The sequence below is a fragment of the Duncaniella freteri genome, from assembly GCF_004766125.1.
In the GTDB taxonomy this organism is placed as follows: Bacteria; Bacteroidota; Bacteroidia; order Bacteroidales; family Muribaculaceae; genus Duncaniella; species Duncaniella freteri.
The window spans coordinates 289591-315287 of sequence record NZ_SJSA01000001.1; the positions used below are offsets into that span (position 1 = coordinate 289591).

23 protein-coding genes are annotated in these 25697 nt (G+C 51.0%); 3 read left to right on the forward strand and 20 right to left on the reverse strand.

Annotated elements, in window-relative coordinates:
- Position 1: 1 nt before the first annotated feature.
- From EZ315_RS01375 to EZ315_RS01465, 19 genes are all read right to left on the reverse strand, one after another.
- Positions 2 to 2269: a RelA/SpoT family protein gene (locus tag EZ315_RS01375; protein WP_135469969.1), complete on the reverse strand. Its 2268-nt coding sequence runs from the start codon at positions 2267 to 2269 to the stop codon at positions 2 to 4.
- A gap of 12 nt (positions 2270 to 2281) precedes the next feature.
- Positions 2282 to 3361, reverse strand: coding sequence for a mannose-1-phosphate guanylyltransferase (locus EZ315_RS01380; RefSeq protein ID WP_170957422.1), 1080 nt, complete (start codon positions 3359 to 3361; stop codon positions 2282 to 2284).
- Positions 3362 to 3427: 66 nt separating this feature from the next.
- Positions 3428 to 4642, reverse strand: coding sequence for an FtsX-like permease family protein (locus EZ315_RS01385; protein ID WP_170957423.1), 1215 nt, complete (start codon positions 4640 to 4642; stop codon positions 3428 to 3430).
- A 1-nt stretch (position 4643) separates the two neighbouring features.
- Positions 4644 to 4988, reverse strand: coding sequence for a 30S ribosome-binding factor RbfA (rbfA, locus tag EZ315_RS01390; protein ID WP_135469971.1), 345 nt, complete (start codon positions 4986 to 4988; stop codon positions 4644 to 4646).
- Positions 4989 to 5031: 43 nt separating this feature from the next.
- The gene (gene serS / locus EZ315_RS01395; protein WP_135469972.1) at positions 5032 to 6303 is read right to left on the reverse strand and encodes a serine--tRNA ligase; all 1272 of its coding nucleotides are present in this window, start codon (positions 6301 to 6303) and stop codon (positions 5032 to 5034) included.
- Between the two features lie 8 nt (positions 6304 to 6311).
- Positions 6312 to 6761, reverse strand: coding sequence for a GatB/YqeY domain-containing protein (locus tag EZ315_RS01400; protein WP_135469973.1), 450 nt, complete (start codon positions 6759 to 6761; stop codon positions 6312 to 6314).
- A gap of 69 nt (positions 6762 to 6830) precedes the next feature.
- Entirely contained in the window at positions 6831 to 7424 is a 594-nt protein-coding gene (locus EZ315_RS01405; RefSeq protein ID WP_135469974.1) for an RsmD family RNA methyltransferase, read from the reverse strand.
- Positions 7415 to 8239 carry a DUF3822 family protein gene (locus EZ315_RS01410; protein ID WP_170957424.1) on the reverse strand — a complete coding sequence of 275 codons (825 nt, stop codon included), beginning with the start codon at positions 8237 to 8239 and terminating at the stop codon, positions 7415 to 7417. Before EZ315_RS01410 ends, EZ315_RS01405 begins: the two co-directional genes overlap by 10 nt.
- Positions 8240 to 8464: 225 nt before the next feature.
- Positions 8465 to 9865, reverse strand: a complete 1401-nt coding sequence (locus EZ315_RS01415) for an MATE family efflux transporter (protein WP_135469976.1) — start codon at positions 9863 to 9865, stop codon at positions 8465 to 8467.
- Between the two features lie 15 nt (positions 9866 to 9880).
- Positions 9881 to 11044, reverse strand: a complete 1164-nt coding sequence (locus tag EZ315_RS01420; RefSeq protein WP_135469977.1) for a MalY/PatB family protein — start codon at positions 11042 to 11044, stop codon at positions 9881 to 9883.
- Positions 11045 to 11047: 3 nt separating this feature from the next.
- The gene (locus tag EZ315_RS01425) at positions 11048 to 11893 is read right to left on the reverse strand and encodes a DUF3737 family protein (protein WP_135469978.1); all 846 of its coding nucleotides are present in this window, start codon (positions 11891 to 11893) and stop codon (positions 11048 to 11050) included.
- A 238-nt stretch (positions 11894 to 12131) separates the two neighbouring features.
- Entirely contained in the window at positions 12132 to 13640 is a 1509-nt protein-coding gene (locus EZ315_RS01430; protein ID WP_170957425.1) for a cadherin repeat domain-containing protein, read from the reverse strand.
- 20 nt (positions 13641 to 13660) lie between these two features.
- A complete protein-coding gene (locus EZ315_RS01435; protein ID WP_135469980.1) occupies positions 13661 to 14494 on the reverse strand; it encodes a SusE domain-containing protein in 834 nt (277 codons plus the stop codon).
- Positions 14495 to 14517: 23 nt separating this feature from the next.
- Entirely contained in the window at positions 14518 to 16182 is a 1665-nt protein-coding gene (locus EZ315_RS01440; protein WP_135469982.1) for a RagB/SusD family nutrient uptake outer membrane protein, read from the reverse strand.
- Between the two features lie 37 nt (positions 16183 to 16219).
- Entirely contained in the window at positions 16220 to 19324 is a 3105-nt protein-coding gene (locus EZ315_RS01445; protein WP_242452467.1) for a SusC/RagA family TonB-linked outer membrane protein, read from the reverse strand.
- Between the two features lie 739 nt (positions 19325 to 20063).
- The gene (locus EZ315_RS01450; protein ID WP_135469985.1) at positions 20064 to 20867 is read right to left on the reverse strand and encodes a dihydrolipoyllysine-residue succinyltransferase component of 2-oxoglutarate dehydrogenase complex; all 804 of its coding nucleotides are present in this window, start codon (positions 20865 to 20867) and stop codon (positions 20064 to 20066) included.
- Positions 20868 to 20876: 9 nt separating this feature from the next.
- Positions 20877 to 21314 (reverse strand): ExbD/TolR family protein, encoded by a 438-nt coding sequence (locus EZ315_RS01455; RefSeq protein ID WP_135469987.1) that lies wholly within the window; start codon positions 21312 to 21314, stop codon positions 20877 to 20879.
- 12 nt (positions 21315 to 21326) lie between these two features.
- Entirely contained in the window at positions 21327 to 21974 is a 648-nt protein-coding gene (locus tag EZ315_RS01460; protein ID WP_242452556.1) for a MotA/TolQ/ExbB proton channel family protein, read from the reverse strand.
- A gap of 69 nt (positions 21975 to 22043) precedes the next feature.
- Complete coding sequence (locus tag EZ315_RS01465; RefSeq protein ID WP_135469991.1) at positions 22044 to 22757, reverse strand: pyridoxine 5'-phosphate synthase; 714 nt, start codon at positions 22755 to 22757, stop codon at positions 22044 to 22046.
- 77 nt (positions 22758 to 22834) lie between these two features.
- On the opposite strand from EZ315_RS01465, the gene EZ315_RS01470 reads away from it, so the two are divergent.
- Genes EZ315_RS01470 through EZ315_RS01480 form a run of 3 tightly spaced genes read left to right on the forward strand, consistent with a single transcriptional unit; the run spans position 22835 to position 24471 of the window.
- A complete protein-coding gene (locus tag EZ315_RS01470) occupies positions 22835 to 23221 on the forward strand; it encodes a hypothetical protein (protein ID WP_135469993.1) in 387 nt (128 codons plus the stop codon).
- 58 nt (positions 23222 to 23279) lie between these two features.
- Positions 23280 to 24164 carry an NAD kinase gene (locus tag EZ315_RS01475; RefSeq protein ID WP_135469995.1) on the forward strand — a complete coding sequence of 295 codons (885 nt, stop codon included), beginning with the start codon at positions 23280 to 23282 and terminating at the stop codon, positions 24162 to 24164.
- Positions 24165 to 24177: 13 nt separating this feature from the next.
- Positions 24178 to 24471, forward strand: coding sequence for a nitrous oxide-stimulated promoter family protein (locus EZ315_RS01480; RefSeq protein WP_135469997.1), 294 nt, complete (start codon positions 24178 to 24180; stop codon positions 24469 to 24471).
- Between the two features lie 149 nt (positions 24472 to 24620).
- Here EZ315_RS01480 and ilvC read toward each other — a convergent pair whose 3' ends face one another.
- On the reverse strand, positions 24621 to 25664 hold the full coding sequence (gene ilvC, locus EZ315_RS01485; RefSeq protein ID WP_135469999.1) for a ketol-acid reductoisomerase: 1044 nt from the start codon (positions 25662 to 25664) through the stop codon (positions 24621 to 24623).
- Positions 25665 to 25697: the final 33 nt, after the last annotated feature.

Here is a 25697-nt window from a genome sequence, read left to right on the forward strand (position 1 = left end):
ATCACTTCACGCGGTCAGCCCTCCTGACACCTTTGATCTTCAGAACTTTCGAACAAAGAGAGTCCACCTGGGACGTATCTGAGACCTTGACATCGAGACTGCATGTGAACACTTCGCCCTTAGCCTCAATGTTGAGCCGGCGTATGTCGATCTCCAATGAGCTGGAAATCATCCCTGTAAGCTCCTGTAGAATGCCATGACGGTCAATACCTTCAATACGGATATTGGCTATAAACTCGCTTGCAACCTTATCCCATCTCACCGCCAGAAGACGGTCGCCGTGGCTTGCCTTAAGCTTTTGGGCATGAGGGCATGTGAGGGAGTGAATCTCCACCTTGCCATCGTAGTTGAGAAAACCCATCACGTCATCACCGGGTATGGGGCGACAGCAATCGGCAAATATATAATTGCTCTCCTTGCCGTCGTCGTGGAGCACATATACCTTTTTAGTATTGATTTTCCCGGCATTCGAGTCAGGTGTCTGACCGGACTGACCTGCGTCAGCTCCTCGAATGCGCTTGGGCTTCAGCCCTCCGAATCCGAGGCTGAAAAGACGGCTAACAAATGACTTCGCCCCTGAGGATGTATTGACATTGAGATAATCGTCAATCGATGCCTCACCTGACCCGAGCTTCAGAAAGAGCTCTTCACGTGTCTGAACCTGATATCTGCCAAGAATCTTGGTGATAACATTGTTGTTCAGTATGATATGGTTATCGGCAAGGAACTTTTCAAAAATCCTGCTCCCCTCCTCGACATATGGCATCTGCACCCTGCGAAGCTCCTTGCGCAAACGCGTCTTCGCCTTGGCGGTGGAAAGGAATGACATCCATTCCGACTTAGGAGTCTGGGACTGCGAAGTCAGCACCTCGACCTGATCTCCGGAATTTAGCTTACTCGACAACGGCACAAGCTTGTGGTTGACCTTTCCGGCTATACAATGATTGCCTATCTCGGAGTGAAGAGTGTATGCAACATCGAGCACTGTCGCACCTGACGGAAGCGTGAGAAGCTCTCCCTTAGGGGTGAACACCACTATCTCACTTGAGAAGAAATTGAGTTTGAGCGTGTCGAGAAAATCGATAGCGTTCGGGTTGGGGTCGTCAAGAATGTCCTTGATTGTGCGCAGCCACACTGTCAGCTCGCTCTCCTCCTCCCCTTCGCCGCCAATCTTGTATTTCCAATGGGCAGCGAAGCCTTTCTCGGCTATCTCGTCCATCTTGCGAGAGCGTATCTGTACCTCTATCCAGTTGCCGTCAGGTCCCATAAGCGTCACATGAAGAGCCTGATAACCGTTTGCTTTCGGCACTGTGATCCAATCGCGGATACGTTCGGGATGCGGCCGATAGAGATCGGTAAGCGCGGCATATATGCGGTAACACATCTCCTTTTCCCCTACTCCTGACGGCGGATCGAAGATGATACGCATGGCATAGAGGTCGTATACCTCCTCAAACGGAATACGCTTAGCCTCCATCTTACGCCATATGGAGTACACCGACTTGACGCGTGCCTTAGCCTCGTAGGTGAGCCCCATGGCGGCAAGACGCTGACGAATCGGTGTCGCGAAATTGTTATAGACCATCTCGCGCTTCTCTTCGCTTCCTTTTATAAGAGATGCTATACGGGCATACTCGGCAGGATGCTCGAACTTGAAGCTCAGGTCCTCCAGTTCGGTCTTTATGCTGAACAGCCCCAGGCGATGGGCAAGCGGGGCATATATATAGAGGGTCTCGCCTGCGATCTTGTACTGCTTGTTGGGAGCCATTGACCCAAGTGTGCGCATATTATGCAGGCGGTCAGCCATCTTTATGAGCACAACACGTATATCCTGGCTCATTGTGAGCAGGAGTTTACGGAAATTCTCAGCCTGGGCTGACGCCCTGTCGCCGAAGATACCACCCGAGATCTTGGTGAGCCCCTCCACAAGCTCGGCAATCTTCTTGCCGAACTGCCGCTCTATATCCTCGACCGTGTACTCGGTGTCCTCCACCACATCATGAAGAAGGGCGGCACATATGGAAGTAGAACCAAGCCCTATCTCACGTGAAGCAATCTTGGCAACGGCAATAGGGTGCAGGATGTAAGGCTCGCCGGAGCGGCGTCGCACCCCTTCATGGGCAGAACGAGCAAACTTGAATGCCCGCTCTATTATATCCACTTTCTTGCGGTGATTACTTTTAATATATCCCTGAAGAAGATCGGCAAACTCATCATCGATCAGCTTGCGCTCCTCCTCGGGAGTCAGAGAATAAGACTGGGGTTCCATGGTCGATAGGTATTAAAGGAATTTATCGTCGAAACGCATCTTCACATCATTGACCATCTGCTTTATGCGCTGCTCATCAGCCTTAGGACATATAAGCAACACATCCTCCGCATCGGCAACAATATAATCCTTAAGACCGTCAGCCACAATGAGCTTGCCATTAGGTGTCACAAAGATGTTGCCATGAGAGTCGTAAGCCACGAGACTTCCTCCCTGCGCCACATTGCTGTCGGCATCCTTGGCGGAATTGTCATACAGCGCACTCCATGTGCCAAGATCATTCCAACCGAATCCGGCACATTCGACATATACGTTGTCGGCTTTCTCCATCACAGCATAGTCAATGGAGTTGGCGGGGCACGCCCCGAAATTCTGCCTTATGAAATCGTCCTCTCGGGGAGTGCCGAACAGTCCTTCACCACGATCGAAAAGTACTGTCAGATCGGTGTCATATCTGCGGAGAGCATTGATGATAGACGAGGCTTTCCAAAGGAATATGCCTGCGTTCCAGAAGAATTCACCTGTCTCCAAAAACACTTTGGCAAGCTCAAGATTAGGCTTTTCGGTGAATGTCTTTACCTTGTTGATATCATCGGTGACCTTAGGCCCTATCTGTATATAGCCGTAACCGGTCTCGGGACGTACCGGTGTGATGCCGAGAGTGAGGAGGGCATCTTTGCTCTCAACAAACTCAAAACCTTTCCTCACACAGTCGCAATAGATGCTCTCACCTGTTATGAGATGATCGCTCGGGGCGACTATCATCGAAGCATCAGGATCAAGGGCTGCTATATGGTAAGCCGCCCAGGCGATGCAAGGGGCGGTGTTGCGGCGTGCAGGTTCGAGAAGTATATTATGAGGGAGCAGATCGGGAAGCTGCTCACGGATGAGAGGTGCGTATTTCGCATTGGTTACCACCACGATATTTTCCTTGGGCACCAATGGGAGTATGCGGTCGTAGGACATCTGAAGGAGCGAACGCCCGGTCCCCATAAAATCAATGAACTGTTTGGGACGATCCTCGCGTGAGTAGGGCCAAAAACGGCTACCGACTCCACCACACATTATGACACAATAACGATGAGACATCATAGTAATGAAGATTTCAATTATTACTGACCGCTAAGTTACAAAAAACTCACGTCAATTCAAAAAAAGTCAACGGTCCAATCGAGGGAGAGAACGAGAGGAGACCATTCCGGAAAAGAATCCTATGACGAGCACCACTGCCGAGGTAACGAGGACATCGGTGAGGGACAGACGGCACGGATAATGGTCAATAGACATCTGAGACGGGTCTCCGCCAAGAGATATCAGTCCGAAATGCTGCTGAAGCAGACATAACACAACTCCAATAGCCACCCCTATAATACCGCCCATGACAGCAATGAGCATACCTTCCTCCAGGAATATCCTCCTGAGCATCCCTCGTGAGGCACCAAGCGATGTGAGGATACGCATATTATCCTCCTTCTCAATAATGAGCATCGACATGGTGGAAAGGATGTTGAACGAAGCCATAACCAGGACAAAGAGCAACATCAGGAATGTGATCCATTTTTCAATCTCTATCATACGGAAAGAGGATTCCTGCTGTTTGAGACGGTCAGCCACAATGTATCCGTCACCGAGACGGCTGCTGATGCCATCAACTACCTGTGGGATGCTGAATCCGGAATCAACAGCCACATCAAGTGATGTAGCCTCCGTGGAATAGTCGAAAAGAGTACGTGCCGAACGCAAGGGTATGAACACGAGATCCTCGTCATACTCACCCTGATCGGTCTGATATACGCCGCTCACAACCAATGTGTCGGTACGGAACGCAGCCATCGGGAATGCAGGGTTGATGCGTCCGAGCCTGCGCGGGACTGTGAGGAAAAAGGTTGACTCGTAGGCTGGACGAGCCCCGGTGCGGATAGCCACCCCGACACTCAGCAATGCACAATTCATCGATGGGGAGTCGACCATTTCGCCATCGATAACGAGTTCGGAAAGAGTGGACACGTCAGAGTACCCCTCTTCAATGCCTCGCACTTTGACAGGCATCTGGTCGCCGTCGCTCACTGCGAGGGCGCGCTGCTCAAGCACCTGCCTGACAGCTGCCACACCAGGCACCGAAGCCACTATGCCAGAAAGAGAGTCGCCATCGGCTATCACCGCTCCATACGGCAGCGTAACCTTGATTTCAGGATCGATAGCCGATAGGCGTGAGGAGGCGAGATCGGTGAAACCGTTGAACACTGACAGCACACACACCATAGCCATTGCGGCAACAGCAATGCCAGCCATCGATATCATGGATATGATATTGACAGCGGCATGACTTTTCTTAGCAAACAGATAGCGCAACGCTATGCGCAGAGCGAGCATATCAGTCCGGTTGTTTTCCGAGGAGCTTATCGATATTCTCGATATAATCGAGCGAATCATCGATGTAGAAACTCAGCTCGGGACATTTCCTGAGCTGAAATCTCACACGCTGTGCAAGCTCGTAGCGGATGGTCTTTGCACTGGCAGTGATACTTTCCAGAAGCTCCTGCGACTTATCTGTGGGGAAAATAGAGAGATATACCTTGGCGATGCTCAAGTCAGGCGACACGCGCACTGCGCTCACAGACACGAGCACTCCATGAGTCTTGGCAGTCTGCAAGCGGAATATCTCACTCAGTTCCTTCTGAATGAGACGTGCTATTTTAGCTTGTCGTGTTGTTTCCATAATCTGATTGAATTTTCAAGGATACAACAATCGATAGGCTCGATTAGTTGATGACGTCAAATCCTGTGTACTTGCGCAGGCATTCGGGAACAATGATACCTTCGGGTGTCTGATTGTTCTCCAGGAGAGCAGCCATGATGCGCGGGAGGGCGAGAGCCGAGCCGTTGAGCGTGTGACAAAGATGAGTCTTCTTGTCCTCACCGCGGTAACGGCATTTCAGACGGTTTGCCTGATAGGTCTCGAAGTTGGATACAGATGACACCTCAAGCCAACGTTCCTGCGCGGCAGAGTAGACCTCAAAGTCGAATGTTATCGCAGAGGTGAAGCTCATGTCGCCGCCACACAGACGGAGTATGTGCCAGGGGAGCCCGAGGCTTTCAAGCAGACCCTGAACATGATCCTTCATCTCTTCGAGAGCCGCATATGAGTCCTCAGGCTTCTCGATGCGCACGATCTCGACTTTGTCAAACTGATGCAGACGGTTGAGTCCGCGCACATCCTTGCCGTAGCTTCCTGCCTCGCGACGGAAACATGCCGAATAAGCACAGTTCTTCACCGGAAGCTGATCAGCCGGGATTATGACATCGCGATAGAGGTTGGTGACAGGGACCTCTGCGGTAGGGATCATGTAGAGCTTATCTTCATTGATAAGGTACATCTGCCCTTCTTTGTCGGGGAGCTGGCCGGTGCCGTAACCGGAAGCCTCGTTGACAACATAAGGGGGCTGTATCTCAAGATAACCGGCATCGGAAGCCCGGTCGAGGAAGAACTGGATGAGAGCGCGCTGGAGCTTCGCACCCTTGCCGATGTACACAGGGAAACCAGGTCCGGTGATCTTTACACCGAGATCAAAGTTGATGAGGTTGTACTTCCTGGCAAGATCCCAGTGAGGGAGTGCGTCAGATGAAAGCTCAGGCATCTTGCCACCTGTCTTCTCCACAACATTATCGGCAGCGGTGAGCCCCTCGGGCACCATATCGCAAGGTACATTGGGCATACCGAGAAGAATGTCACGGATAGAGTTCTCAGTGACGGCGAGACGGTCGGACAGCTCTTTCTGCTTCTCCTTCATCTCGGCAACCTCCTTCTTGGCCTCCTCAGCCTCAGCCTTGTTTCCTTCCTTCATGAGACGACCTATTGAGTCAGCTTTCTTCTTGAGCTGAGCTGCGAGAGTATCGCTCTGGAACTGAAGGTTCCTGCGCTCGTCGTCGAAGTCAATAACGTCATTAACCCCCTGTTTGCCGTCAAAACCTTTGACAGCGAGGCGCGCAATGATGCGCTCGGGGTCCTCTTTTATCTGTTGTAGAGTAAGCATCCTTTCTATCAGTTGAGAAGTTCTTTAACTTTTGCGGAGATGGCTTTGCCGTCGGCACGGCCAGCGAGAGCCTTGGAGGCTATGCCCATCACCTTACCCATTTCCTTAGGAGATGTAGCACCTACCTGAGCTATAATCTTCTTAAGCTCCTCGGTGAGTTCATCTTCGGAAAGCTGCTTGGGGAGATATTCCTCGATCACAGCAGCCTCAGCGAGCTCGTTGTCGCGGAGGTCGAAACGATTCTGCTCCTCATAGATAGCAGCCGTCTCCCTGCGCTGCTTCACCATCTTGGCAAGAATCTTCATAGCGGCATCATCCGACAGAGAGCCGTCACCTCCCTTAGCAGTCTTGGCTTCGAGAAATTCTTTCTTGACGCCACGAAGGGTCTCCAGACGTACCTTTTCGCGTGCAAGCATAGCGGCCTTTATATCGGCGGAAATTCTTTCAAATAAGTCCATATTTCGGGTATTTGTTATGAATCGATGATAATATTCCGCAAAGTTAACACTTCGCGTGCGATTTTTGACCTACTCGGCAGTATTTTTTTCGTTCTCACCTGCAAGCTCCGATGCGCTATCCACTTCAGATGGCACAACAAAGATGGAGAAATTGACCGAGCCGTAAGCCCTATGATGATCAAAATGCGGGAGCGACGAGAAATCATAAGCCTTGGAATGCTCCATTATAAATACACTTCCAGGCTTAATAAGCCTGCTTGACAGAACTGCTGCCGGAATGTCGGCAAATCCCTCCATATTGTAAGGGGGATCGGCGAATATGATGTCAAACGGAGTGACTGCATCGCGTATATACCGCACTGCATCGGCCCGGAGCAGGCGGATGTTACTGTCGCCAAGCTCACGAGCCACCTTTTCGATGAAACGGCCCTGTATGGGTGATTTCTCCACCGAGGTCACCGAAGCGGCATCACGTGAGAGAAATTCAAAAGACACAGCACCGGTCCCGGCAAAGAGGTCGAGACAGCGCGCTCCCTCTATGTCAGTGATATTCTCTATGACATTAAAAATGTTTTCACGCGCAAAGTCGGTGGTGGGTCGCGCTGTGATATTTGTAGGCACGTCGAAACGGCGACGTCCGTATTTTCCTCGGATTATTCGCATAACGGGGTCACTATTAAGTCAAAAGGAGCACGCATGGCATCTTTGCCTGCGCGGAACATCTGTGGCGGGAATATCGAAGGCATGACGCGTGACACATACTTACGGAGCACAGGGGTCACTTCTTCACGTATATTCTGGTCGCCTGTGAGAAGGATCTCGTCGTTGTAAGGATCAAGCCCATGCCGCGAACGCGACGCAAGTATATAGTAGACAGCATCCATAGGATTACTGAACAGAAAAGTGTTGGCCTGAAGCAAAGAGTTTCCGTCGAGCATCACAACATCGACAGATGACCGACGGAAATTGCACACCATGCGCCGGGAGTTTCCTCGTCCAGGCTTGGAGGCGAAATACCGCATAAGCGGTGCCATGTGAGGCATAACAACCGCCCCGACAAATGTCCTGCCAATGAATCCCTGCAACTCCCGCTCTATACCGAACATCATGAAGGCGTTGCGAGTCGCCGTATCGGCCCTCTCCACCGTACCGTCATAGCCTGGATGAAGAGCCAGAAATATCCTTGATGCATCGTCAGTGTCGTTTACCTCAGCGGGGACAACAACATAATCATTTGTGTCTATGACAATATACACTCTACGAAAATCACATAGCATCAGAGGATTTTCGTACACCACTGATTCAAGAGCCTTAACCCGCGAGACAGCCGATGCCACAGGGAAGGAGCGATATATAAGGCTGTTGTCAGAGACTATGGAGTAGACTACCACATCAACGCGTTCAATGCCGACACGCACAAGCATATTGCATATCGACGCATCAGCAACAAGGTCTTTATCAAGCGTTCCGTCAAGCATAATCGTTTGTGCCTTGACGCAATTCGGGCGCAAGGCTGAATTATTTTGTTGATCACCGGTCATCCCGGACGGCTTCATCTGCAAGCCTCCGACAACCAATCCACAAATTTACTCAAAAAAATGTCATTTTGCAAGCCGACAGCCGCCATTCAACCTGATTAAACCATCAATATTTTGAATTGCAGCACCATTGGATTACTAAAATCAGCCTGTGGTCATCGGTTATCACAACCCTTTCCTCAACCATGCTCCCGAGAATAGGCGGAAGAGGAATATGGCTCCACGAAATGACAACTCGATACACATCGCCAACCATACTCCGGCAAGCCCCATAGAAGGGGCAAGGATGGCGGCAAGCGGCAGACGCACAAGCCAGATGCTACAGAAATTCATAGCAGCAGGGAGAATTGTGTCACCCACCCCTATCATCACACCGTAAGCCACGATGGAGGCGGCAAACATCGGTTCGGCGAAAGCCTCTATGCGCAATGACCTGACCCCGAGACTTACTATATCACCCACAGGTGTCATAAGCTCCATAACCCAAGGGGCACAGACATACAGGACCACGCCCATGACTGTCATCGTCACCATGCCGAGTGCCACAGTGATATACCCGAACCTCCGTGCAAGGTCGAGACGCCCAGCACCATAGCTCTGCCCCACAAGCGTCGTAGCAGCATCCCCGATACCGTATCCAGGCATATAGCAGATGCTCTCTGCCGTGACTGCAAAGGCGTTGGCTGCAATAGCCATAATGCCGAGAGGCGCGACAATGACGGTGACAGCAATCTGCGCGCCACATATCACAGCGTGCTCCAGAGTCATTGGGGCAGACACCCTCAATGCCTTACGTATCACATCCCGGACAGGACGGAAACTCCCGCGCTCCCGCGCGATCGCCATCCCCTCCTGTCGGAAACAGAGATACCACATCATAGCTCCTGCCGTGACAATCTCAGCCGACACTGTGCCGAGTGCCGCTCCGAACACTCCGAGCCCGGCTCCCGGCATCACTATCTGCATGCCTAAAATGTCGAGCTGCCTCGTAGGGAAAATAAGGAAAAAATTGAACACCACATCAAGCAGACACATCATCACATTAAGGCCGCCGGGGACTTTCATATTGCCGGAACACCGCAACATGGCTCCGCCGAGATAATTCATGGTGAGAAGCGGGAGGGCAAGCACAAACACCAGGAAATACAGTGAAGCCCCCGGACAGACTTCCTCATTGCCTCCAAGCCAATGAGGAAGCGGCCAGGCTATAGCCGCACCCACCAATGCCACCGCCACACTGAATATAAGGCAGGCGGTGATACCCTGGCGCAGAATATTCCGCGCCCTGGCATAATCGCCGGCACCTATGCTGTGCGCAACCTGCACGGAGAACCCCATGGTGACAGCCGAACATATGCCCCAAAAGAGCCAGAGGGATGTGGACACCAGACCCACTGATGCGGAATCATCCGCCCCAAGTCGCCCGACCATCGCCGCATCGATGTATTGCATCATGATACTCGACAACTGCGCCATCATGGCAGGCCACGACAGCTGAACGGTAAGCTTGAGCTGCTGAGCAATGGTGAGCTTACCGCCGGAACGTATGACTGATATATCCGGCATGAGGATTACATGCTTCTACAGCCGGCTTTTAATGACTGCAATAATGCGAGTGAGTGCCTCATCGAGAAGTGAGCGAGAGCATGCGATGTTGAGACGTATGTAACGGTCGTCGCCATACATGGCTCCGGAATTGACCTTCACGTTGCATTCACGCTCAACCATGTCGGCAAGCCGAGAACCTGTCACACCCAATGACGAGACATCAAGCCAAGGGAGATAAGTGGCTTCAAGACGGGCTAACGGACACTGCGGCAACTGTTCACGCAAGAGATCGCGGGTGTATTGCCAGTTGGCAGCAAGATATGCCTTTACGGCATCAAGCCACTCCTTGCCATCGGGAGTATAGGCTGCTATAAGAGCCTCGACTCCAAGAGGATTTACATCGCACACCTCGTTTATGTTCACTGCACGATTGACGAGCGCGAGAGTATGAGGATTGCGACACACGATATTGGCTATCTGTAGTCCGGCAATATTGAATGCCTTGGTAGGAGCCACGCACACCACAGCCTCAGGGTCGAGTATGCCATAAGGGGTGTATTTGTAACCCGGCATCGTAAGCTCACAATGGATCTCATCGCTCAGCACCTGCACTCCGTGACTGCGACATATGTCACGAACCCTGGTCATCTCTTCGACAGTCCAAACCCTGCCGCCAGGATTGTGAGGATTGCAGAGTATGAGCATAGAATTGCGAGGATCGGAAGCAAGCTCTTCAAGAAGAGGGAAATCAATGCTGTAGGAGAATTCTCCGTCGCCTGCCGGATGTGGTTCAAGCGGGCATTCCACCACCTCGCAACCGTTGTTGCATACAGATGAGAAGAAACAATTGTAGACAGGGGTCATGACTATCACGCCATTGCCCACAGGAACAAGAGCTTTGATTATAGCCGAAAGTGCCGGGACCACTCCGGGAATATATATTACATCCTCACGTGAGAACTCATAGCCGTGCTCGCGTAAGAACCATCCTGTGAGTGCGCTATAGTATTCGTCACGGACATGTGTGTAACCGAACACACCGTGATCGATCCTTCGGCGCAGGGCATCCATGATACATGGTGCGGCGGGGAAATCCATGTCGGCCACCCACAAAGGTATAGCACCGGGGTATCTGTCCCATTTGCAGGAGCCTGATCCTGAGCGGGAAGGTGTGTGATCGAAATCGTAGGTAGACATTGCTTATGATTCAGTTTGAATTTTACAGTCGGCAGGAGCGAGAATATTTGTGTCAAGAATCAGTTCACCTATAGAGCCGGCACGGATAGAGCCGGAGCGTGGATTCTTCACACTTGTGATGTGAGAAAGGATGGTGGCATCGACACAGGAATCCTCAAAAGCGAGATCGGCATCCGCATCAAATGTGCAGTCCTCCAAGAGAAGACCTTCGCAGTAACACAGGGGCTGCGTGCCTGAAATGTGGCAGCGCACAAGACGAAGCCCCCTGGAATGCCAGGCGAGGTATTCGCCTGTAAGCGACGAATCGTAGACGGTTACATTCTCAGTGTTCCAAAAAGCATCCTTGGAATTGATCTCGGCATTGCGTATCACCACATTACGACAATACTGGAACGAATAGTTGCCATCCTGGCGGTAATTGTCGATATCAATATTATCGGAGTGCATGAACAGATAATCGGCATTCCCGACCTCGACATTGCGGAGCCTTACATTGCGACAGTGCCAGAGGGTCTCCTGCGCATCGGGTATGCGTACATTCTCAAGGTCCACGCCATCCATCTCCCGGAACATTTTCGGGGCATCCACCTGAGTGTCGGTCATGCGTAGCCCTGACGAATACCACAGTGCGGCACGCGCTCCAGGAGTGAACTCACAGCCTGAAATCTCAAAGCCTTTGACATGCCAGAACGGATACTTGCCTTCAAACCGACAATGGCTCGCGACAATATTCCTACAGCATTTCAGAGCCGACTCACCTGCATGGACGGTGACATTCTCCAGCTTAATGCCCTGAGACGCGAAGAGCGGACGCTCTCCACCGAATTCCTTATCCTTGATAATTTCCATAATACGTGAAAGATTGATTTACGGTACAAAATTACAGAGAATGCTCCCAGGGACATGTACCTGTTTTATGGTAAAAGCAACCATTTTTCCACAGTACAAAGTTAAGAAAATTTTCAGAACAGGCATAGAAAAGAACCGATATACGGAAAAACGGTCGTCCGGATGTTTCCCAAGACAATATGGGAAAACACCCGGACGACACTATCAGAGGGTATATTTATCTAAAAACAAGGGCTGATCATCGAGCTTCGTAAGTGGCTGTGTAAGGGATCTTGCCAAGGCTCAGGGTGACCACATAATTGCCTTCACCCGGCGAAGGAAGATTTCCGCCATCAAACTGAAGATCGGAGGCACTTGAACCGAGGCTTATAGCCCATGCATTATTGGCACGGAACTTCAGCTCTCCATCCTTAAGCCCTACTGTAGCTGTCCATTTGAGCATATCGGCAGAAGCTTCAAGCTTAGTCTCGGCATCCCAGCCTCCAGGGGTGGCACTGCCTATCAGACCGAAGGACTCAATGGGAGTCATCTTGAAAGTGAGAGCCTCCATATCGACCTCCATCCAGTAGAGAGCCGGTGATGAGCCTTCAAGTATGTTATTGCCCGATGAGCTGCTTATCTTGCCTGTGACCACACCATTCTCATCTATCACCACATCGCCGTCAAGCCCATACCATACTGTAGATCCGGTGAAATCATCAGTGAACTTGCCGCCATACTGACCGCCAAAATATGAGAATCCGCGATACACATCGGTGGTGCCCACTTTAACGAGCCATTGTGAGGTCTCCGGCTTCCAGTCCTGAGATGTGTTAGGAGTACCGAGATGGAGAGGCACAGCCAACGGGGTCACCTCTACAGATCCCTGCTTAATGCAGTTATCGTCTCCGCTCACATTGTAGGTGGCACCATCGTAGGTGTAGAAAGCCTGAACACCCCAGTAAACGGTATTCTTTTCGGAACCAGCTCCGAATACCTGCTTATAGGTCTCATAGAACTTGTCGCGGGATACGGACACAACATTCGACTCAAATCCGGCATCGCCAGCCTTTGCATTGGACATATCCTGATTACCTGAAAGCACATACTTGTATGACAGTTTGTATCCCTCGGGAAGCTCAGAGATTGAAGTCACATCAATGAGAGGTATTATCTCGATACCATCATCGGTCATCTGCTGGATATCGATAGCACCTGATGCAAGCTCGGCGGACGGATCGGACGAGATAACAGGATTATCCACAGGGGTAACAGTCACCTGACCTTCCCCATAATACTTGTCGGCAGAACCAAGACGGTACTTGCCTTTGCTTATGGTGACATAACCAGGTATCCTATAATACACCTGAGTGGGGACGGTGACATTGCCGGCAATAGCCTTCAATGCACTGTTGAAGCTGACAGCGGAAGCCTCAGCGACATTTCCGGCACTTACCGGACCCGACACTTCCCTATAGTCAGCAAAAGATGCATCGTCAGAAATCTGTATAGCGAAATCGAGCTGCGCACCTTCCGGAAGATTCTCCACAGAAGTAACATCGACTATAGCGACAGGCGCATCCGATGCCATCGCGCTCTGAAGATTGATAGCTGAGGAATTGAGTCCCTGACTGAGAGCCACCTGAACATCAGCATCAGTGAATTCGGGCAACTGAGGCTCAACACTCGGCTGTACAATACCGGGACCATCCTCGCATGAGGCAACAGCCAAAGCAGCCAACCCCATGAGAAATATATTAAGTTTCATGCGAAATTTCATTTTTTAAATTACTCGTTATTGGGGATAAGTGTGAGATAATACTTGCCGGAGCGGTCCTCAAGCTTGAGAATTCCGGTGAAGTTGTCAGGACACACGAGGTTGCCGGAGCCACCATCGTTGGTGAGCAGATAAGGCTGGTCAATCTTCAGGTCGCCGGAGCCCTTACCGAGATTAGGCAAGCCCCAATCAGCTGTAGACACCTTGAACTCAGTGCCCTTAGCAATTGTCACAGGACCTAACTCATAGATGCCGGTCTCCTCGGTGGTCTTGAATTCGCCATCGGCTGTAGCCGACCAGTCATTCATACCGCCACGGATGTACAATCCTGAAGGCTTGCCCGGGATTGAGATATTGTAATACACCCGTACTTTCCTGTACTCGACAGCATTGGAGAAGCATGAGGTGTTGTCGGGGCTCTGGGTTATGAACGCACGCAGACGGAACCACAATGCAACAGGATCGGCAGGAACATCCTCCGGATCGACTACACCGAGGAGCTTACAGGCAGCATTTGCCACCTGCTCGCATGGAGGATTGATCTGTGAACGGTTAGTCTGGATAGATGCAAGGTTCTCAAACTGAGCGAAATCCTCTGTGAGCGACACCTGTACCTGATATGAAACCGGAGCCTGGTAGCCGTAATCAGGCTGATTGCATGTCATATGCAAAGACCCGCCATCCTCAAGAAGAACAACATTATCAGCCATTGTGGGCTTGTTGAGCTCAAATGTGGCACCTTCAGGGACACCAGCCAGTACAGGATTATCATCCCAGGTCTCGCTACAGCTACTGAAAGACAGCACGGCTGCCACGCTTGCGAAAAATATAGATATCTTTTTCATTGTTGATTTAAGTCCGTTAAGAATTAATAGCCGGGATTCTGCTTGAATTCAGGCTGAGCCGAGATAATCTGCACAGGGATAGGCATGAGCTTGTAACGCTCGTTGATGGAGTTTCCTTCAGCGACATTACCTTTCCATGACCAGAGATAGCGACCGCCTGTATATTTGTCGTGGCGCACAAGGTCGGAACGGCGTGTGAGCTCCCAATACAGCTCGCGCGCACGCTCGTCGAGGATATTGTCGGCAGTGAGGTCGCCTTCCACCCAGGCGCGCTGTCCGGCACGCTCGGATACGTAGGAGGCATAGCGGAGAGCCTTTGCCTGGTCACCCACATTACCCATGATGAAGCACTCGGTATACATCAGATAGACATCGGCAAGACGTATGAGAGGATAGTCGGTGTCAGGCCAGTTCTGAGTGTTGGCAGCCATAGTAGGCTTGCCCTCAGAGTCGACAGGACCATAGATACCACCGTTCTCCTGGCTCCAGCCGCCATCGGTACCTGCAATAAGATTGGTGAACTTGACAGTGGCATAGCCATTGTTGAAAGTAGAGTAGTCGGTGTTCTCTCTGGTGAATCCGTCATCCTCCTTAAGCCACAAGGATGAACGCTTGTCTCCGTCGGTGAACTTGTCGAAGAACTCTTTACGACCGTGCATACAGGTCCACTCGTTGACCATACCATAGTTGGCTGACGACATCGAGAAGCCGTTCTTATCCATATTTGCAGTAGTGATGGAAGCACAGATGATAAAGTTGGCAGCACCGTAGGACTGTGTATAGTAGGGTTCAAAAGCGAGACCCCAAAGAATCTCGTTCTCGGCAGTGTTGCCTCCGCCGGGCATATACACATGATTGTCGCGACAGAACAGATAGAGGTAATGGTTGGCAAGACCGGAGCCATTGAAACCGCCACCCTTATGACGAGCGATGATCTCCTCGCAATGCTTCTGGCATTCAGCCCAGCCCTCCTGCTTTCCGTCGGTGTAGACCTTGGCATTGAGGTAAAGGCGGGCCAGGAGAGCCTGTGCTCCGTCAAGACCCACATGGCCGTAAGCTACAGGCATATCAGAGTCCTTAAACTTAGCCACTATGTCCTCAAGCTCATCCTTGAGCCAGTTGTAGAGGTCAAGGCGAGACTTCTGTACCGGATTCTCACCCACAGCCGCCTCCTCGGTGATGAACGAACCCTGACCGAAGATGTCAACCACCCAATAGTAGCTCATCGCACGGAGCGTACGGGCCTGGAGCACCATATCCTGAACAACGGGATCGGAATTGGTGCGGGCATTAGCTATGAAGTCGTTGCAGACAGCAATGTGAGAGTATAGGCGCGAGTATGTACCGTAAATGTTGCCGTTGGACGCATCGAAGGAGTTGGTGCAGATGTCATAGATGCCCTCGTCCTTCCATATCCACAGACATTCGTCGGTAGGAAACTCATTCATCATGAAGATGGCACGGCAGTACTGTCCGCGACCGTTGTCGAGACCGGATATATCGGATGAGCCGGGACCATCCTGACCTGATACAGCCATACCGCTGTAACACTTGGCAAGAACGGCTGCATAGTCGGTGGCATTGCCATAGTTGGGGTCGTTGGGCTCAAGATCCAGGTCGCCTATACAGGAGGACATCGAGAGACCGAGGGCAAGACCGCCAAGCGCAATATATTTATTCAATTTCATTGTGTTAGTCTTGATTAATAGTGTTTTCAACAATCGTTTAGAATGTGGCTACAACACCAAGAGTATAGATTACAGCCTTGGGATAGACACTGTTGTCGATACCGCCAAACACTTCAGGGTCAATGCCCTTGTACTTGGTGATAATGAATGGATTCTGAACGCCGGCAAAGAGGCGCATACGCAGATTGTCGTTGAGAAGATTGTCCCAGGTGTGACCTATGGTGATGTTCTCGCAACGCAGGAACGAACCGTTGCGCAGGAAGTAATCACTCATGTACTGGGGCTGTGAGAAGTACACGTCATTGTCAACAACATTGCTGATACCGTAGGAGGAGTAGAGATTTGAGGTATTTATGTTGTTGGAAAGGACATTGTTGTACACATAATTGCCGATTGAGGCGCGGAAGTTGATACCGAAATCCCAGTTCTTGTAACGGAAATTGTTACCGAGAGTCATAGTCACTTTAGGATCGGGTGACTTATTGAGAATCTTGTCGGCATCATCGATCTGACCGTCGCCGTTCTGGTCGACATAGGCACCCTCGATGGGATTGCCAGCCTGGTCATATACCTGCTGATAGAGATAGAATGTGTTGGCGGCATGACCTACGGCATGAGCCTGAACCGTGTTGCCGTTGCCTCCGGCTATACCACCGGTACGGATGGTGGAGCCTTCATAAAGCTCTGTGATCTCGTTGTGGTTCCAGCCCACATTGTAGTTAACTGTCCATGTGAAATCGTCAGTGACAATGGGACGAGCCTGAACGTTGAACTCGATACCATAGTTGACGAGAGAACCGATGTTGCGGTTGAGCATATTGGTTGTGGATGAACCTGCCGGGATAGCCACAAAGCTGAGAAGGTCAGTGGTCTTGCGATAGTAGTAGTCAAGAGCCGCTGTGATGCGGTTGTTCATGAATCCCCAGTCCATACCTGCGTTCCAGGTAGTGGTTGACTCCCACTTAAGATCGGGATTGTAGCCCTGAAGGTACAGAGGAGCGACATATATGGGCCGACCGTTGGCATCGAGCTGTCCGGAAGGATAATAAGAGCCGGGCTGGGCAATGCTGTACTGCGGAAGGTAGTTGACTGTGCCGCCGACCTCCTGCTGACCGGTCACACCCCATCCGAGACGGAGTTTCCAGTCATTGAGCCATCCGCGGGCTGATTCCAGGAAATTCTCCTCGCTGATCCTCCAGGCAAGTCCCACCGAAGGGAACACGCCCCAACGGTTGTCCTTTGAGAAACGCGATGTGGCATCACCACGGACGGTGACTGTGAGAAGATAGCGGTCCATGAAGCCGTAGTTGACACGGCCGAAGAATGAAAGAAGCTGAAGATGGTTGCGCCAACGATAGTTGCCGTTGCCACTGTTAGGGTCCTGAACGTAGTTGGAGCCGATAGAGGATATGGTCTCGGGGTCTATATCCATCATGAATGAGCCGTTATTGTAAGATATGGTCTTGAAACCGGCAGTGGTGGGACGACCCTTTTCGGAAGAAGCACCCCAGTTACGTCCATGAGCGGAGAAACGCTGCCATGAGTAACCGGCTGTGACATCGAGCATCGACTTGATCGACTCGAAATCTTTCTTATAATTGAGATAGAAATCGAGAAGGGTGTTGCTCCGTGACTGGTAAGTGTAATCCTCATATCCGGCACCGTTCTTCTTGTGATTGAGCCATGCCTGGGGAGAGTTAGCCATCACTTCGTTGTATTCGTCGGTCTTCGATATATCATAGCCGAGGTTGAGGTTGGCATGAAGTTCGGGGAGGAAATGGAACGAGTAATCGAGCTGAAGGTTACCGTTGGAGCGCAACACTTCGGCGTGATTGTTGACATCCATAAGCTGTGCCACAGGGTTGACAGCCGAGTTGGGGTTGAGGACCACACTGTTGTCCTTATCGGATATGTTGTACCAGGATGTATAGCCGTTGAAAAGGTACTTCTGACCACTGTCGCCTGACAGACGATGGATATCGTAAACAGGCACGGTGGGATTGTAGGACAGAGCTCCGCCTATGGCTCCGGTGTTGGCAAACCGGTTATTGAAATAATAGCCCTTGGCATTAGCACTTACGCTCAGATGGTCGTTAAAGAACTTGGGATTGAGGTTGAAGCCGAATGTGAGACGATCCATCTTGGATGTCTTAAGAATACCATTACTATTGGTATAGGTGACTGAAACCCTGTAAGGAAGCATGCCAGCTGAACCACGCACACTTAGATTGTAGTCGGAGGAGACTGTGGTGCGCAGAACTTCGTCCTGCCAGTCGGTGTTGGCGTTGCCGAGGGCATTGACTTCGTTGGAGCCTGCACCATAGACATTTGTCATCATAGCACGGAAGCTATTGGCGTCGAGCACGTTCCATCTCTTCTGAGCCTTGTTGACATACATATTGGCAGAGAAGCTGACCTCGGGAGTCCCCTTTATACCTTTCTTGGTAGTGATTATGATGACACCGTTGGATGCACGGCTACCGTAAATGGCTGTTGCCGAGGCGTCCTTGAGTATGGTCATAGATTCAATATTGTCAGGAGCGATCATGGAGAGAGAGTTGCCCATGCCCTGCACACCGTCGTTGGACAGGGGTACACCGTCGACCACAATCAGAGGGTCGTTGGAAGCATTGAGCGACGAGCCTCCACGGATACGTATTGTGCCAGAGCCCTCCGGTCCGCCTGAAGTGGTGACAACAACACCAGGGGTCTGCCCTACGAGCATATCCTGTACTGAGGTGGCAAGCCCAGCCTCAATTTCGTCGGGCTTGACAACTGCTACCGAACCGGTGGCATCACTCTTCTTCACTGTGCCATAACCGATAGCCACTACCTCGCCAAGAACTTCGCTGTTGACATTCATGGTAACATTGATAACGGACTGTCCGTTGACGGGAATCTCCTGTGTAGCATAACCTACATAGGAAAATACGAGAGCACCGTCGGAGGGTACTGAGATAGTGTACTCACCATCGATGTTGGTGGCAGTTCCGAGGGTCTCCCCTCTCACTAACACACTTGCTCCGATGAGGGGTTCACCCTCAGGGTCAATCACGGTACCTGATACCGTAATTTTCTGCGCTAAAGCAGGGAAAGAGAAGCATAGCGTGAGTATCGCTGCAAGCCACACCTTCCGACTCATTTGAAAACAAATGTTCTTCATGCAAGAGTTTTTTAGAAAGTTGTAAATATGAATAAAATAATCTCCAAACTAACTGTGTCTTTCCGGCAGAGCAAAATCATCGAGCACGATGTGATGACAAGGCAAGCGAGAGCATCTAAGGGTATCTGTGCATTCATGCCATGGCATGAATGCACACACCTTAAGGTGTGTGCATTCATGCCATGGCATGAATGCACACACCTTAAGGTGTGTGCCGAAACGGACCGGCTATGCGACACATCCCTGCTGTGCGCACAACATCAATACGTCGGCAATGATGAAGTAATTAACAATAAGTGTTCACGATACCCGCTACATAAATGACTGCTATGGAATGAACGGAAATTGCGGGAGATGGGCGGAAAGCTGTCTTAATTATCTTCAGTATGTCTCTACTTTTCCCTTTGTCTGACCCTCTGATAGTCAATGTAAGGAAAGTTATCCGGACCTGATTAGGCTCTCATGATGTCTCTACAACCGATTGCCTTATCAAATCCGAGGCAAATATAATGCTTAATTTGGATTTATTCAAACTTTTGTGTGGGATTTTTTCAAAAATTATCAAACCATCTCCTCATACCGATACGTTGACTAAGAAAAAGCGATATAAAAATACAGAAGAGACAAAGTGTGGACTATAATTACCGATACAAATACTTCGATAACATAAGTCGCTTCTGTCTCTTCTGTATTTCAGTATACTTTATTCGACGCAGAGTTACTGGAAGCGGTATGTGATGGTGCCGGTCTGTATTGCCGGAGCGTCATTGTCGACTGAAAACCGCGAAGCACGCGCAGCAGTGACACAGCTCTGGCGTGTGGCGGCATTGGCTGCCGCGGCTCCAGTACCTGTCTGATAGGATGCTGCCGTTACCTGCCCCTGACGGTTGACGCTCACCCGCACAGTTATGGTGCCGAGAGGTCCGCGCGGAGGAGTCTGCCACGAATCCATAGTGCGCCCCTTAAGGTTGAATCCGGGTGTACCGCTAAGGGCACCGGTATTGGAGTTGCCGTTGGGACTTCCTGCTTTACCTTGCCCTGCCGAGCCGGAACCAGACTTTCCGAACTGCACCTTGTCGGCTATCTTCTGACGGGTCTCCTGCTCGCGTTTCACACGCTCGGCCTCCTCGCGTTCGGCTTTAGTGGGTCCGGTAGGCTCCTTCGGAGTCTCCTTGACAACCTTAGCAGGCGAAGGACGCTCGGAAGAGATGACAGGCGCGGGGGTTGGAGACGGTGAGCCGGTATTCTCCACCGCCTCGGCGACCGGTGATGGAGGTGTAGGTTCGGACACTTCCGCCGGGGCTGACTCGTCACTGTTTTCGGACTGCTCGGGAGAATCACCTATCATCACAAACTCACCTCCGAACAGCACCTCCGAGGAATCGACAGGCGGCCATCCGCGCTTTGCCTCTTCAGCCGGGGAATAGCGCAGATAGATCGACACGAGGATCACCACCACCAATGCATGAAACAGCAGAGTGGCGATAAGTGCTATGATATGATTTCGACGGGATGAGTCCATGTCCTTTTTTTATTCAGGTCGAGCGGATGCAGGCGCGGGTTTGGTTGCAAGCACCATTTTAAGATTATTCTGCGCTCCGAGGTCGAGGACCCTGACAAGGGTACCATAAGTCACTTCCTCATCGGCATATACAGCGATGAAATCGTCAGAATCGGGAGAAGAGTTGATGCGTGCATCCTGAAGCGCACCGGCGAGCGATTCGAGCTCAACCGCTGACGGCTCTTCGCCGGAAATGGAGACATAGAAACGTGAGTCCTTGTCAATAAACACCCTGGTGGAAGGCTTTAGAGATGTCTGATGAGAACTCTCCGGAAGATTCACTTCAAGGGCGGTGGGGAAAACGAATGTGGATGTCACCATAAAAAAGATGAGAAGCAGGAATATGACATCGGTCATGGATGCCATGGAGAACACTTCCATCATTCGGTGCTGTCGTTTGAGTGCCATAGGGGTCAGGGGTTATGCTGGCTCATTGAGGAGGTCCATGAACTCCATGGTCTTAGCCTCAAGATTGTTCATCACCTTGTTGATACGCGCCACAAGATAGTTGTAGGCAAACAGTGCTATAATGCCTACCACAAGACCGGCAACAGTCGTGACAAGAGCAGCGTAGATGCCGTCGGCAAGCACGGCAATGTTTGCACTGGTACCTGCTGATGCGAGATTATAGAACGCATCGACCATGCCTATCACAGTGCCGAGGAATCCGATCATGGGTCCTCCGGCAGCAGCTGTGGCAAGCCATGAAAGCCCTTTCTCAAGATTGGCAATCTCTATGTTGCCAGTGTTCTCGATAGCCACAAGGACATCGTTCATAGGACGTCCGATTCGTGAAATTCCTTTGAGTATGAGACGAGAATATGGTGTGTCGGTGCGGTTGCACAGATTGCGTGCGCTCTCGATCTCACCATCCTTTATGTAGTCACGTATGCGTTCCATGAACGACGAATCCTCTTTACGGGCGCGGCTGATGGCGATGTAACGCTCCACAAAGATATATATACTTATCACAGACAGTATTGCGAGGGGTATCATGATAAGACCTCCACGCATAGTGAGGTCCCATACTGAGAGTTCCTGTACCATCTGAGCAGCCTGGTCCTGCATGACCGGTGTGAATGCGGATGCCGCTGAGTTCAAGGTGTCGACAAATTGTTCCTGAAACATAACTGAGAATTACTTAAGGCAATTGAGATAACGGTGGATTGTCTCTTCGAGCCCCAGATACAGGGCATCACAGATTAGAGCATGCCCGATGGAGACTTCGCTCAGGCGAGGTATCATCGAGTGAAAATATTCAAGATTGACCAGGCTGAGATCATGTCCGGCATTTACACCGAGCCCGCATTTCAAAGCTACATCAGCTGCCTCGACAAATGGAGCGACCGCTTTCTCAGGACCGGAAGGGTAAAGGTCGGCGTAGGGCTTTGTGTAAAGCTCTATACGGTCGGTGCCTGTCTTTGCAGCCTGACGGATGTTGTCGGTATCGGTCCCCACAAATATAGAGGTGCGGATACCCTCGGCCTTAAAACGGTCGACAACAGATACGAGGAATTCCATATTGGATGCCACATCCCATCCGGCACTTGAAGTGAGGGCATCGGGAGCATCCGGCACAAGAGTCACCTGAGTAGGACGCACCTGAAGCACGAGGTCCATGAACGACTGGGACGGATAGCCCTCGATATTGAACTCGGTACACACAAGCGGACGCAATCTGTAGACATCATCACGGCGTATATGACGCTCGTCGGGACGCGGGTGCACGGTGATGCCCTGTGCTCCATACGCCTCACAGTCGGCTGCCACTTTGAGAAGATCGGGGACATTCTCTCCACGCGCGTTACGCAGAGTGGCTATTTTATTGATGTTAACGCTTAGATTTGTCATAAAAATTTCGTAATTTTGTGTCGGTGTTACCGAATTCGGATGCAAATTTACCAAGAAAAAACTAAAAAAGGAAAATTTTGACATCAAAAGACTACATATCGCCAAACGAATTTCTTCCCTCACTCCCACCAGGGCATTCCATCGACCGGCTTTTCCCTCATAATGAGGAGTCAAGCCGCCTGTTGGTTAGCTGTATCCCTGCAGACTACAGCGCGTCGCGCATAGCCCGGGCAGTGGAGGATTGTGACGCACATCTCCTGAATCTCAATATCACTGCCGACGGCGAACAACTTGACAACCGTGTGGTGGTGGAACTTCGCGTGAGCCATCGAAGCCCGCTTGCCGCAGCCCGCTCACTTGAACGGTATGGCTATGAAGTGCTTGATGTGGAACATGATGCCCTTGCCGGTGATGACATCGCCGCCGACCGTATCAAGGAACTTATGCATTACATTGATCTTTAAGAGGAGAAGAGCCTGGGATTGATATTATAGAGCACAAGGGAGCAGCATAAATATAACAATGAAGATAGCAGTATTCGGTAAAAGGCGTCAGAATGCCGAGGATCTACCCCGCATAGCATCTCTGATGAAGATTCTGTCAGACAGGGGAATATTTGTCGCCGTACAACGTCATTTCTATGAAGCGATGACACGCGAGCTCGGAATGCCTCTGGAGGCTGACGATGTGTTTGATGCGGATGAATTCACCGCCGACATAGCCATCAGCATCGGCGGTGACGGAACGTTCCTGCGCACAGCACGGTGGGTAGGGCCAAAGGAGATACCTATAATCGGATTCAACACAGGACACCTTGGATTCCTTGCCGAAGAATCATTGTCGGAGGCCCCAGTGATTGTTGACAATCTGATTGCCGGAAAATTTTTCATTGAACCACGCTCCCTCCTTGAGGTGAAAGCTTCGGGTCAAAATCTGCGCCAGTCAATCTCAGGATGGGCTTACGCTCTTAACGAGGCTGCAATACTGCGTCATGATTCCGCCTCAATGATAACCGTGCACACTTTCCTGGACGATATCGAAATAGCGTCCTACCAGGGGGACGGTCTCATCATCTCTACCCCGACAGGCTCCACTGCATACAATCTGTCAGTAGGTGGTCCGATAATACAGCCCACGGCTCCCTGCTGGGCTCTCTCCCCTATAGCCCCGCATGCATTGACTATGCGCCCTCTCGTAGTGAGCGACAGCCATATAATAACGATCAGGGTGGATTCAAGAGCCGACACTTACCGAGTAAATCTAGACGGACGTCAGCTCATACTGCCAATAGATGTGACACTGCACATCAGACGCGCTCCGTTCGTAGTAAAGGTCATACACATGGACGGACATACATTTGTTGACACTCTGAGCTCCAAACTGCTTTGGGGCATCTCCAAACGATAATGCTCCGCAATCCATGATAGCTGACGAAAAGAGAACCATCAAGGAGATGATCTCACTGTATTGCCGCAAGCACAATCACTCGTGCAGCCCGGAACTATGCAGGGAGTGCAAAGAGCTTCTGGAATATGCCTACCGCAGACTCGACAAATGTCCTCACGGTGATGACAAGCCATCATGCCGACATTGCAAGATACATTGCTATTCACAAGATATGCGTGCTCGCATACGCGCCGTGATGCGATACGCAGGTCCCCGCATGCTCCTGCGCCATCCTCTATCAATAATCAGTTGGCTTAGACATATCTAATCAAGAGCTATCATACCTATTGGACATAAAACACAATCGCCCACCGAATGGAAGAGGCAAGTTATACTTAAAATGCACAATACTACAGAGGCTTCGAACATTAGGTTCGAAGCCTCTGTAGTATTGTGCATTTATAAAATAAAACCGGATTAAGCGTTCTCAGGGCGCAAGGTGCGGACCACGGCACCGGTACGCCACATTTCGCTTTCACGGAGAGCCTTGAGCTCTTCCTCAAGCTTCTCGCGATAATCAGGCTGAGTGTTGGAATCTATGCTACGCTGAGCCTCATTGCCACACTTCACACTGGCATACAGCTGCTCTACCACAGGTTTCACGGCATCGTGGAAAGGCCCCATCCAATCGAGAGCACCACGCTGTGCGGTGGTCGAGCAGTTGGCATACATCCAGTCCATGCCTTTAGCAGCGAACAATGGCATGAGCGACTGGGTAAGCTCCTCGACAGTCTCGTTGAACGCTTCGGAGGGTGTGTGCCCATTCTCGCGCAACACCTCGTACTGAGCAAGAAGAAGCCCCTGGATGGCACCCATGAGTGATCCGCGTTCGCCAGTGAGATCGCTCACTGCCTCACGCTGGAATGTGGTCTCGAACAGATATCCTGAACCGATACCGATACCGAGAGCCAGCGTGCGTTCGAGAGCACGACCGGTGGCATCCTGATATACGGCGAAAGATGAATTGGTGCCTTTGCCTTCCTTGAAGAGAACACGCAGCATTGTGCCTGACCCCTTAGGAGCCACCATTATAACATCAACATCGGCAGGAGGCACCACTCCGGTACGATCGCTCCAATTTATGGCGAAACCATGGCTGAAATAGAGAGCCTTGCCCGCTGTGAGATGCTTCTTTATAGTGGGCCACTGCGAGATGACAGCGGCATCGCTGAGCAGACACATGATGATAGTGCCACGCTCGCAAGCCTCCTCTATGGAAAAGAGGGTTTCACCGGGCTTCCATCCGTCAGCCACAGCCTTGTCATAAGTCTTGCCCGGACGCTGTCCGACAATCACATTGAAACCGTTGTCACGAAGATCAAGACCCTGACCGGGACCCTGCACTCCATAACCTATCACTGCAATCGTCTCGTCCTTAAGCACCTCAAGGGCTTTGCCAAGAGGAAATTCCTCACGAGTGATGACGGTCTCTTCTACACCGCCAAAGTTAAGTTTTGCCATAATTCAGATATTATGTTAATATTGTACCTTATG